We start from the raw sequence: 11,999 nt of genomic DNA, 5'->3' as shown, positions 1-11,999 counted from the left end.
AGTTTTATTCTTTTTCAGCCTCAGCCTCAGCCTCAGCTTTTGCTTTCGCAGCTGCTATGGCGGCAAATTCTTGGTTCATTGCTGTGCCGTCAAAATAGATGTGTTCTTCTACAATTTCTCCATTAACAAATTGTACAGCCAAATGGACAGGTATAGATAGTTCTTTGTTGGTTGCAGCAAAAGTGCCTTTGTGTAAGCCCCAATAATAAACCCAGGTTTCATCTTCTTTATCCAGAACCATTTCTACATATTCATCATCATGGTCAAATCCATAGGAAGACATAGCACTGGTCATAGCTTTTAAGGCTTCTACTCTTTTTTCAACGGTCAATGGTTTGGTAGAGTTAACAAATATTTTTGCGGTGTCGGCAAAATGACTTTTCCACTTGTCCCAGTCGGCTGTTTCATAAGCCTTAATGCCTGTTTTTAGTGTTTCAATTTCAGAAGATTCAGCAAAATAACGTTGTGTTTTTTTTTCGCATGCGACAAAAAGTATCACTGCAAATAGCAATAGAGAAAATTTTTTCATTTCATTTATGGTTTTAATAGTTAGTCATTCAATTTAAACCGTAAACAATATCAATATAAGGGTCTTTTTTGACGAGATTTAAGTATGTATAGAAACTGGGATTTTTGAGTAGAACCCTAATGTACTGAAAAAAAAGGAATTAGCAAAGGAAAAGAAGCGTGAGTTTAGCCTATTTCAAAAAAACTAAATACACTACCACCATAACCTTTAGAATAATCATAATGATTTAAGTTAGATAAGTTTGTGTGCTTGGAGTGCTCAATAATTAGAATACCATCTTCTAATAATAAGTTATTTTGAAAAACTAATTCGGGGATTTTAGCAAATTGTTCTTCCGAAAAATTATAGGGTGGGTCTGCAAATATAATGTTAGCTTGTAAATTAGATTTTTCGAGAAATTTAAAAACATCACTTTTAATAGTGCTTATTGGCATTTTAAAAGTTTCTGCAGTTTGGTTTATAAATTTAACACAGCCGTAATCCTGATCTACACAGGTAATGTTTTGTGTCCCTCTTGAGGCAAACTCATAGCTAATGTTACCTGTACCTGCAAATAAATCTAAAACAGTAATGTCATCAAAATAAAACAGATTGTTTATAATATTGAATAAGGATTCTTTGGCCATATCTGTTGTAGGTCTTACTGGTAAAGTTTTTGGAGCCACTATTTTTCTACTTTTATAAAGACCGGAAATGATACGCATTAAAAACTTTTTATTAAGGTGAAATCTGAATAACCATATTTTGGGCTTTCATGATATTTGTAATTGTCATTTCGGTTACCAAAGCTTACATTTCTTATGTATTTATATGCTATTTGGTATAAATCGTCATTTTTATCTATATCCCCAATAAAAACTAAACTTAATGTTTCTGGATTTAGTTTTAACTGTTCTGTAGTAAATAATATGTAATATATAAAATCTTCTTTTGTAGTGTAATCAAATGTATTGTAGAGTAGAAGCTTTCCTTTTTGAGTAACGATTATTTCGAAGTGATTTTTGTTTACGTTTAAATATGCTTTAGGTATATTAGTGTTTTTCTCTAGGAGTAAAATTTCTTCAATTAAAATAGTTGAAACATGTTTAAAGGTAAAAGCACCAAATTTTTCATAAATAAAATTATTGATATTTATATATGGGACATATACGTTTACACTATCATTTAATACAATATCGTCGTAAGTAATAAAATCAGATTTTAAAATTTTAGAATTGAATTTCAAATAATCAGCCAGACAATCTTCTTCAAATAACGGTTTAGGCACAAGAGTAGACAACTCATTATCATGAATAACATTGATACTAGAAAATGATGCCTCCTGTAAATTAGTTTCTGTGTTAAATACGTTTATTAAATAGTCTAAAACCTCTAAAGGGTTTAGCTTTTTGTTAAAGTTAAAGCTCTTTAAATAAGTGACCGTATTAGATTGTAGTACACAAAAAGAAAGTCCACTCAAACTTATTTGAATGGACAATTCTGAATTAATTTCTTTATTGTGATTTTTATTCGGCTGTGCCATAAGTTTTTGGCCAGTTTCCTTTAGTGAAAACTTCTGTCATAGATCCTACTTTTAAAGCATCACCATTAACTCCATCAACTGAAATAACTTGATTTTCCTGAACAAGAAGGTCAGGATTTTGATCAAATAAAATAACATCTTTTTTTACAGAAGCTTCAAATACCGGTATTTGTATATCATTTTGTTCTATAAGCCCTGCTTGTAGCTTAAATCGAACGCCTTCTTTACCAGCAGGTACAAGCATCATCCTTCTGTAACGACCAGAATCTTTAAATAAAGAATCTTTTACAGGAACAAAACCTAGTGTATCTATTACAACAATTTCTTTAGTAGTATCAACACCATATAATTTGGTTAATTCTTCATCTATAATTGTAGAGTCGCGACGTTGCGTAATTGTATATTTAGCTGTGTCTATAAATTGAATTAAGCTCTCGAAATTATTAGAAAACCTACCTGTTACTTGTTTATGCGCAATTTGAGAATCTCTAATATCAATCAAACTTTCAATAACTACTTTATAGCGTTTGGCTTTAAGCTTGTTAAATTGAATAGGCTCATAAATAGACATGTATGTTTGGTAGCCTAAAAAACCAATCAATACCCATAAGGCGATTGTTAAAAAAGGTTTTAGTGTTGGAGGTATGAATTTGTCAACCAGCTTAACTAAGCCAATTGTAAGAAGAATCACAGCTACTGCTATTAGAATAAATGTCAACATAGGTTTTTAATTAAAAGTCTTTCGCAAATCTACAAATTTTTTTTAACCGTAAAAGGCTTAGAGAGCAAAAATCATTTCTATCTTTGAATAATTTTTAATTTACTTAAACCTTTAATGACGTCTTCCGTATTCTATTTACTTATAAAAGAGCAGTTTCCATTTAAACCAACGTCAAAACAAAATATCGTTCTACAACAGCTTTCAGAATTTATTTTTAGCAAAACACCAAATGCGCTTTATGTACTAAAAGGATATGCTGGTACTGGTAAAACAACTATTGTGGGAACTATAGTTACCAATTTATGGAAAGCAAAAAAAAGTGCCGTTTTAATGGCTCCAACAGGTAGAGCGGCTAAAGTAATTTCTAATTATTCGGAAAAAGAAGCGTTTACTATTCACAAAAAAATATATTTTCCGAAAAAAGAAAAAAATGGAGGTGTTAAGTTTGTTTTACAACCTAACAAACATAAAAATACCATTTTTATAGTTGATGAGGCATCTATGATACCAGATACCCCTGGGGAGTCGAAATTTTTTGAAAACGGTTCGTTATTAGATGATTTGATACAATATGTGTATTCGGGGCATCATTGTAAATTACTTTTAATAGGAGATAAAGCACAATTACCACCGGTAAAATTAGATTTAAGCCCAGCTTTAAATGAAGATTCGCTGGGATTAACTTATAATAAGGAGGTTACCAGAATGGAATTAGATGAAGTAGTAAGGCAAGGACAAGATTCTGGTATTTTAGCAAATGCAACGGTATTGCGAGAGGCTTTATCACATAATATTTACGATAGTTTTAAGTTCTATTTAACAGGCTTTAAGGACATAGTCAGGTTAATAGATGGCCATGAGATTATGGATGCTATTAATGATGCGTATAGCGACTTAGGGAAAGAAGAAACCGCTATTATAGTAAGAAGTAACAAACGTGCTAACTTGTATAATCAACAAATACGTAATAGAATACTATTTAATGAAAGTGAACTCTCTGCTGGAGACTATTTAATGGTGGTTAAAAATAATTACTTCTGGGTTAAACCAACTACAGAAGCTGGTTTTATTGCTAATGGTGATATTATTGAAGTCCTCGAAATTTTTAGCATACAGGAACTTTATGGATTTCGATTTGCAGAAGTAAAAATACGAATGGTCGATTATCCTAAAATGACACCTTTTGAGACCGTTTTACTTTTAGATACCATTGAAGCAGAAACCCCTTCATTGCCTTACGATGATTCGAATAGGTTATATCAAGAAGTTATGAAAGATTTTGAAGATGAATCGAGTAAATATAAAAAGTTTTTAAAAGTAAAAGGGAATAAACACTTTAATGCACTTCAGGTGAAATTCTCTTATGCTATTACCTGTCATAAATCGCAAGGAGGTCAATGGGATACTGTTTTTGTTGAGCAGCCTTATTTACCAAATGGTATTGATAAAGAATACTTGCGCTGGTTATATACTGCGGTAACCAGAGCAAAAGAAAAACTTTACCTTATTGGTTTTAAAGACGAATTTTTTGAGGAAGATTAAATTCAGTGTTCAGTAGCAGTTTACAGTTTTTCTTTGAGCCTTAGCGTCTTTGCGAGAAGTTTTAGTTAGAAGTGATTAGTGATCGATGTTTAGTTTTGCTTACATCTTATTTCGTTATAAATTGATATGCTGTATAATTTTTGCATCGTTTAAAAAAGTTTAGGCTGTATAAAAGCAAGATGTAATAATAATTATTCTATTTTTGACTTAGATTCTGACTATATAATTATGAAAATAATTTCAATGATTCCTGCGCGTTATAGTGCTTCGCGATTTCCAGGAAAACTTATGCAAGACCTAAGGGGAAAAACGGTCATATTGCGTACCTATGAAGCCACAGTAGCAACTAATTTATTCGATGATGTCTTTGTTGTTACAGATAGTACTATTATTTATGATGAAATTGTAAACAACGGCGGAAAAGCAATGATGAGTAAAAAAGAACATGACTGTGGCAGCGATAGAATAGCTGAAGCTGTTGAGTTTATGGATGTAGACGTTGTCATTAATGTTCAAGGGGATGAACCTTTTACTGATAGAGAATCGTTAGCCAAACTCATTGAAGTTTTTAAGGAGGATCCTAGTAAAAATATCGATCTGGCATCTTTAATGGTACATATTATCGACCTTGATGAAATTAACAACCCAAATACGGTAAAGGTTATCGTAGATCAATCAAATTTTGCGCTTTATTTCTCTAGAAGTCCAATTCCTTATCCAAGAGAAAAAAAAGCCGGAGTAAAATACTATAAGCATAAAGGGGTGTATGCTTTTAGAAAAGAAGCCATATTGGATTTTTATAAGTTACCAATGTTACCATTGGAAGCTTCAGAAAAAATTGAATGTATTCGCTATTTAGAATACGGAAAACGCATTAAAATGGTAGAAACAGATATTGAAGGTGTTGAAATTGATACACCAGAAGATTTGGAACGTGCTAAAAAAATATGGAAATAGTATAATTAAAACTTGTTTCAATAACTATTAAATAAGATTAGTTGATAAAAGAATACGAAAACATAAAAGTTATAGGCTTTGACGCAGATGATACCCTTTGGGTTAATGAAACGTATTTTCGCGAAGCAGAAGAAGCCTTTGGGAGATTATTGTCAGACTATGAAACCCCGAATAAAATAGATCAGGAATTGTTTAAAATGGAAATAGACAATTTACCGATATATGGATATGGCGTTAAAGCATTTGTGCTATCAATGGTACAATCTGCTCTAGAATTATCTAACTATAATGTACCTAACAAAACAATTGAAGCTATACTTAATATTGGTAAAGGAATGCTTGAAAAACCGGTAGAATTACTGGATGGTGTTGAAGATGTTTTAAAAGCATTGTCAAAAAAATACCGTTTAATACTAGCTACAAAAGGTGATTTATTAGATCAAGAGCGTAAACTGGAAAAGTCAGGCCTTACAAGTTATTTTCACCATATAGAAGTATTAAGCGATAAAAAGGAAGCCAATTATTCTAAATTATTAATGCACTTAGATATTAAACCGTCAGAATTTTTAATGATAGGGAATTCTTTAAAATCAGATATATTACCGTTGGTAAACATAGGTGCTCATGCAGTTCATGTACCTTTTCATACCACTTGGGCACATGAGCAAGTGACTAAAAAAGAGACAAACGGGAAAATTTATAAAACAATAAGTAGTTTACGAGATGTTATTAAATTATTGGACTAATTGCAGATAATAAATATAAATACCTGGAATAGAAAACAGCATTATGAACATTTTAGTGCGTTAAAAGACCCGTATTTTGGAGTAACAATTCCTTTTAATGTTACTAAAGCATATAAATTCTCGAAAGAAAACAATAAAAGTTTTTTTGCAAAATACCTGCACGATTGTATGAAAGCAGTAAATACAGTTGATAATTTTAGGTACAGGATAAAAGATGACAATGTAGTCGATTATGGCATTATTCATGCATCAGCTACAATAATGAGAAACAATAAAACGTTCGGTTTTTCATTTATAGAGTATCATAACGATTTGAACGTTTTTATAAAAAATATAGCAATGGAAAAAGAAAGAATTGAAAACACAACAGACCTATACCCGCCCAGGAATGGGTTGGATTGTATACATTGTTCAGCCATGCCCTGGCTTCATTTTTCAGGTCATAAAGAACCTATTTCCGGAGTACAGGATTCTGTACCCAAAATAGCATTCAGTAAAGTAAACGAGGTTAATAGAGAATTAATAATGAATGTTTCTGTAAGTGTAAATCATGCATTGCTAGATGGTTATCATGTTGGTCTATTTTCAGAAAAATTTCAAGAAAATTTAAACCTATAAAATTTTAAAATAAATACTATTTTTACTTTTTGTAAAAGAAAACATACTAAATGAGTTATAAAAACTTTCCAATGGTGCCAAGAATTATTTTTGGTAGAGGTAGTTTCAATCAGTTAAACGACATTTTGGCCCCAAAACGTTTAAGCATACATGCTCCATTTATTTATTTGGTAGATGATGTTTTTAAAAATAATTCTTGGTTAACATCAAGAATACAGTTATCATATGAAGATAAAATTATTTTTATTTCTTCAAAGGAAGAGCCTAAAACGTCTCAAGTAGACACGTTGGTTGAAGATATCATTTTATTAACAAAAGAACGCCCATCCGGTATTATAGGTATAGGAGGCGGTACCCTTTTAGATTTAGCTAAAGCAGTTTCTATAATGCTAACTAATGAAGGTGAAGCTAAAGACTATCAAGGATGGGATTTGGTTAAAAATGAAGGTATATATCATGTGGGTATTCCAACAATATCTGGTACTGGAGCAGAAGTTTCCAGAACGACAGTTCTTACCGGGCCTGATAAAAAGCTTGGAATAAATTCAGATTTCACGCCATTTGATCAAGTTATATTAGATTCAGAACTTACAAAAGATGTGCCTACCGATCAATGGTTTTTTACTGGGATGGATTGTTATATTCATTGTATAGAATCATTAGATGGCACCTATTTAAATGCCTTTAGTCAAAGCTATGGCGATATGGCTTTAGACTTATGTAAGGAAATCTTTTTAAATGATACTCTTACAGATATAGAAGCTCAGGAAAAATTAATGATGGCTTCGTGGCACGGAGGCATGAGTATAGTTTATTCTCAAGTAGGTGTTGCGCATGCTATGAGTTATGGTTTGTCTTATTTGTTGGGTACAAAACATGGTATTGGTAATTGTATAGTTTTTGATCATTTAGAAGAGTTTTACCCAGAAGGTGTAAAACTTTTTAAGGAAATGAAAGCAAAACATGATATTGAATTACCTGCAGGTATTTGTGCTAATTTAAGTGATGAGGAATTTAATATAATGATTGATATTTCATTGAGTTTAGAACCGCTTTGGGAAAATGCTTTAGGGAAAAACTGGAAAAAAACGATAACCCACGAAAAACTAAGATCACTTTACCAAAAAATGTAATATGCAATGGCTGGCCAGACTTATTTACTTTAATTTATTAGGCTGGAAAGTAGTAGGCAATATTAAAATTTCTAAAAAGTCGGTTAAAAAAGCAATTATTATAACTGTGCCACATACAAGCTGGCATGACTTTTATATTGCTATTTTATTGCGTTCTGTATTAGGAATAAAAACACATTTTATAGGTAAAAAAGAATTGTTTGTTTTTCCAATAGGCTGGTTTTTTAAAGCATTGGGAGGATTACCAATTAATAGATATACTAAAGAAAATAAAGTGAATATTATTGCTAAGTTATTTGAAGAAAAAGAAGAATTTCGGATGGCTTTAGCACCAGAAGGAACCCGTAAAAAAGTAGATAAGTGGCGTACAGGATTTTATTATATAGCTAAAAAAGCTCAAGTGCCAATTATTATGATAACATTAGATTTTGAAAATAAACAAAATAAAATTTCTGTTCCTTTTTATCCAACTGATGATGTAGAATCAGATTTTAAGTTTATTCGTAATTATTTTAAAGGCGTAAAAGGGAAAAAGTATAAAAATTACTAGATAATATTAAGACTCATTAAAAGTGGCATAGAGTTTGAATATTATTTAATGTATTGGAAATGAAACATAAAGTAAACAATTATTTGTTCCTAAAAAGAAACATTTCTACTTTACAAAAACTAAAAGCTACCATGTATAAATATGGTAGCTTTTTTGTTTAAAATATCTTTATATTCTTTACTTTATCTCTTTTAAAGCATTATCAATAAGTATCCTTAAATGTTGTTTATGAGCTCTAGATGATATATTTCCTGTGTTAGAAGCCATTGTTTTGATGTTCTTTAAATTATATAAAGCCATAGACTTAGCACTGTTTGTATAATTACTGCTTTGTTTTCCAGTAAGCATGTTTATGAGCTTATTGGTATATTCCAGTTGTAAATTTTGCCTAAAAGAGTTGACATTATAATAAATATCTGCCTTAAAAATAGCTCGGTTTAAATCATTCATAAAGGTAGATAAACTATAGGTATTGCCATATAATTGGGAATCTGTAATTCTTTGTAATGTATTGTAATGTAATATATGATTAAGTACATTTTTTTGATACCCCAGTACTTGTTCGTGAATTTTAGGGTCTTCTGGTCTTGTCATAAAATTAAACCCTCTTCTTTGCATTGCCAAATAGTTATATAAGTCATTAGGTGCATTAAAAGCATTAGGTGCAAAAACATATTTACTTAGAGCGGCCATAGCTCTTTTTTGATCTTCTAGACTTACCGGTGTATATGGTGTTTTTCCGCCATGTTGTCCAGCCATAGCTCTATCTACATAAACACCGCCAATAAACCTTGAAGTTACGTTAGCAGCACTTCCTTTTTGACTGCTTAAAATATAATAAGCTTGTCTCAATTCCTGATAAGACTTACCAGATTTAGTAAACTTATCTTTTATGCCACGCATCATAGTGTTAATTGTTTCAAATCGATCTATAGAATATCTAATTTGATCGTTAGATAAGTCTCCAACCATAACTCTTGGATCGATGGCTTTTCCGGGAGATCGCATATCATCAGCGTCATTACCAAAAATAAGTTCTGGTTTGGTAGATTGTTCTAATAATTCTGTTCTCTCAAGTTTGGTTTTAAAAGGGGTATACCCAAATTGAATGGCCCAAACATCATAAGGCCCAACCGCAGTATCATAATATTGTCCTTGTTTTGTTCTGTCTTTAGTGATGTTTATAGCAGCATAATCCATTACAGAACCGGCTAAGCATTTACCTTTAATGAAATCGGCATCAGCCAATTGTTCAGGAGTAAATAATTGGCTTGCTTTCATATTGTGGTTTAAACCCAAAGTATGCCCAATTTCATGCATGATTAAAGAAGTCATAGCTTCTTTTTTCATACGTTTCATCTCTAAATCTGAAGCATCAGTAGCCTTTAATACCGTATTTCCAAAAAGTATGTTTTCGTGCATAACATGTCCTAAAGAACAATACATCGCATGGTCTTCTTCTGTATTAGAATTCTCGAACGTTTCATTTAGGGATGTTGGATCAAATAATTTATCATACATAACCCTATTAGTAAAATGCACGTATTCTAACATAATATCTGCTCCTAAAATCTGTCCTGTTTTTGGGTTTACAAAACTAGGACCATAGCCGCCAAAAGGTGGTTGTGGAGACGATGTCCAGCGAAGGACATTATATCGTATATCTCCGGCATCCCAAGTGGCATCATCTGGTTGAATTTTAACTACCATAGCATTTTTAAATCCGGCTTTTTCAAAAGCGACATTCCATTGTAAAACCCCATTTTTTATAGTTTCACGCCATTCTATCGGTGTTGAATTTTCTATCCACCAAGTAATAGGTTCTACAGGCTCTGAGATGGCTGCATTCGGGTCTTTCTTTTTTAAATTCCAACGATGTACCAAATCGCGATAAGGAGTTGCACTGGTAGATGTTTGGTCATCTACCTTAGTTGTGAAATAACCAACCCTGGGATCATCATACCTAGCCTCATAATCGTTTTCTGGCATGGCTATCAAACTATGAAAAACTTTAATACTTACATTTCTTCCATCTACTACAGCATTAGAGCCATTGTTTAAAACAGAAGGTGAAGAATATACATATTCTACGGCCAAATCGGTATTATTATCATAATTTCGAATGGCCTCTATTTTCGTTTTCGTTTTATTTAAATTGCCTAGTTTAAAAGCAGTAGGTGGTCTTCCCGGTATATTTGGCCGTTTAATTTGCGATAAGGTTTCTGCTAAAAATAAATTATCAGCTTTTATTAGATAGAGCCCCTTTTTTTTGTCATGACTTTCAATTTTTATGCTAGCCATATTTCCATTGCTAATATTAGCATCTTTAGACTTTGAAAGGGCACTTTTCGGATCAAAATAAAATGATGTATTTTGTGTTATAAACTCTATTTTATTAAAATATTTTTCAATTTTAAATACCTTAGACCCTCTGTAAGAACCTCTAATAATTCTACCGGCATCCATAACTCCATTGGCTATTTGGCTAAAATAGATGTACTCTTTATTTAATTGGTCATCAGAAATAACCATTTGTATCGCTCCAGTGATCGTGTCTTGATAAATAGAGAATAAGCCTTCAATTTTTTTACTGGATTTAACCAGTTCTGCAATCGTTTTCTTTTTTTTATTAGCAGGCTTAACAGGTTGAGCAACGATTTCTGTTTGGTCTTTTTTCTTCCCTTTTTTTCTTTTTTGAGCTTGTACGTTTTCAGGTATATAAAAAAGTAATAGCGTTAAAACAAAACAAATGAGTTTTGTGGATTTTAGGACTTTAAGTTTCATGATGTTAGAACAATTAAAATTTTGATATATTAATATTTGAATTAGTCATTATAAAATTATACATAAATAATAGCTTATACTCTATAAATAATGTTAAAAGAAACCTAATGTTCTAGTTGCTAAAGGCATTTAATAAACAATATATCAGTATCTTTAGCTCTTATGATAAAAGACACTAAGATTGCTGTATTAATTGATGGTGATAATATTCCATCAAAATATATTTCTGAAATGATGGAGGAAATAGCAAAATATGGCACTCCAACAATAAAGCGAATTTATGGGGATTGGACGAAGCCACACCTATCCAAGTGGAAAGGCGTATTGCTTGAAAATGCTATTACGCCCATTCAACAATATGGTTATACTACGGGGAAGAATGCTACAGATTCTGCTATGATAATTGATGCGATGGATATTTTATACTCAGAAAAAGTTGATGGTTTTTGTTTAGTGTCTTCCGATAGTGATTTCACAAAACTAGCCACACGATTAAGAGAAGCTGGTATGCAAGTTTATGGCATGGGAGAAAAGAAAACGCCTAACCCGTTTATTGTTGCTTGTGATAAGTTTATTTATCTGGAAATTCTAAAAAAAGATATTGAAAAAGATGATAAGGAAGGTAAAGCTAAAAAAGCTAACTTATATAATATCACACCTAAGGTTATTAGACTTCTTAAAAACTCAGTATCTGACGCTGCGGATGATGATGGTTGGGCTTTTTTGGGAGATGTAGGTTCTTTAATATTAAAAAAGCAACCCAATTTTGATTCCAGAAACTTTGGTTTTGATAAATTAATGCCGCTTTTTAAATCGTTAGATCATTTTGAAATGGAACAGCGAGACCGAAACAGTGGCAGGTTTAAATTGATTTATGTTAAGAATAAATGATATATT

The 11,999-nt window shown here is 31.6% G+C and carries 12 protein-coding genes; 7 read left to right on the top strand and 5 right to left on the bottom strand.

Annotated elements, in window-relative coordinates:
- Positions 1–4: 4 nt before the first annotated feature.
- The 4 genes from Q4Q35_RS16910 to Q4Q35_RS16895 all read right to left on the bottom strand — a co-directional run bounded on the left by Q4Q35_RS16910 (position 5) and on the right by Q4Q35_RS16895 (position 2,772).
- Complete coding sequence (locus Q4Q35_RS16910) at positions 5–529, bottom strand: nuclear transport factor 2 family protein (protein ID WP_303279204.1); 525 nt, start codon at positions 527–529, stop codon at positions 5–7.
- A gap of 164 nt (positions 530–693) precedes the next feature.
- On the bottom strand, positions 694–1,233 hold the full coding sequence (locus Q4Q35_RS16905) for an RsmD family RNA methyltransferase (protein WP_303279203.1): 540 nt from the start codon (positions 1,231–1,233) through the stop codon (positions 694–696).
- The gene (locus Q4Q35_RS16900; RefSeq protein WP_303279202.1) at positions 1,233–2,051 is read right to left on the bottom strand and encodes a DUF3822 family protein; all 819 of its coding nucleotides are present in this window, start codon (positions 2,049–2,051) and stop codon (positions 1,233–1,235) included. The genes Q4Q35_RS16905 and Q4Q35_RS16900 overlap by 1 nt, the downstream gene beginning before the upstream one ends.
- The gene (locus Q4Q35_RS16895) at positions 2,035–2,772 is read right to left on the bottom strand and encodes a hypothetical protein (RefSeq protein WP_303279201.1); all 738 of its coding nucleotides are present in this window, start codon (positions 2,770–2,772) and stop codon (positions 2,035–2,037) included. The genes Q4Q35_RS16900 and Q4Q35_RS16895 overlap by 17 nt, the downstream gene beginning before the upstream one ends.
- Before the next feature lie 114 nt (positions 2,773–2,886).
- Here Q4Q35_RS16895 and Q4Q35_RS16890 point away from each other — a divergent pair, with 114 nt between their 5' ends.
- The 6 genes from Q4Q35_RS16890 (at position 2,887) to Q4Q35_RS16865 (ending at position 8,318) form a co-directional block, all read left to right on the top strand.
- The gene (locus tag Q4Q35_RS16890) at positions 2,887–4,314 is read left to right on the top strand and encodes an ATP-dependent DNA helicase (protein WP_303279200.1); all 1,428 of its coding nucleotides are present in this window, start codon (positions 2,887–2,889) and stop codon (positions 4,312–4,314) included.
- A gap of 228 nt (positions 4,315–4,542) precedes the next feature.
- A complete protein-coding gene (gene kdsB / locus Q4Q35_RS16885; protein ID WP_303279199.1) occupies positions 4,543–5,271 on the top strand; it encodes a 3-deoxy-manno-octulosonate cytidylyltransferase in 729 nt (242 codons plus the stop codon).
- Between the two features lie 41 nt (positions 5,272–5,312).
- Complete coding sequence (locus tag Q4Q35_RS16880) at positions 5,313–6,017, top strand: HAD family hydrolase (protein ID WP_303279198.1); 705 nt, start codon at positions 5,313–5,315, stop codon at positions 6,015–6,017.
- On the top strand, positions 6,018–6,635 hold the full coding sequence (locus Q4Q35_RS16875; RefSeq protein WP_303279197.1) for a CatA-like O-acetyltransferase: 618 nt from the start codon (positions 6,018–6,020) through the stop codon (positions 6,633–6,635).
- Between the two features lie 50 nt (positions 6,636–6,685).
- Positions 6,686–7,768: an iron-containing alcohol dehydrogenase family protein gene (locus tag Q4Q35_RS16870; protein ID WP_303279196.1), complete on the top strand. Its 1,083-nt coding sequence runs from the start codon at positions 6,686–6,688 to the stop codon at positions 7,766–7,768.
- A 1-nt stretch (position 7,769) separates the two neighbouring features.
- Complete coding sequence (locus Q4Q35_RS16865; protein ID WP_303279195.1) at positions 7,770–8,318, top strand: 1-acyl-sn-glycerol-3-phosphate acyltransferase; 549 nt, start codon at positions 7,770–7,772, stop codon at positions 8,316–8,318.
- A gap of 177 nt (positions 8,319–8,495) precedes the next feature.
- Here Q4Q35_RS16865 and Q4Q35_RS16860 read toward each other — a convergent pair whose 3' ends face one another.
- Positions 8,496–11,102: a zinc-dependent metalloprotease gene (locus tag Q4Q35_RS16860; protein WP_303279194.1), complete on the bottom strand. Its 2,607-nt coding sequence runs from the start codon at positions 11,100–11,102 to the stop codon at positions 8,496–8,498.
- 162 nt (positions 11,103–11,264) lie between these two features.
- Between Q4Q35_RS16860 and Q4Q35_RS16855 the strand changes: the two genes are divergently transcribed.
- The gene (locus Q4Q35_RS16855; RefSeq protein WP_303279193.1) at positions 11,265–11,993 is read left to right on the top strand and encodes an NYN domain-containing protein; all 729 of its coding nucleotides are present in this window, start codon (positions 11,265–11,267) and stop codon (positions 11,991–11,993) included.
- Positions 11,994–11,999 lie beyond the last annotated feature (6 nt).

This window comes from Flavivirga aquimarina (assembly GCF_030540835.1).
GTDB lineage: Bacteria > Bacteroidota > Bacteroidia > Flavobacteriales > Flavobacteriaceae > Flavivirga > Flavivirga aquimarina.
Note: the sequence above shows the minus strand (reverse complement) of the source record. Positions and strands in the feature narration are given on the sequence as shown.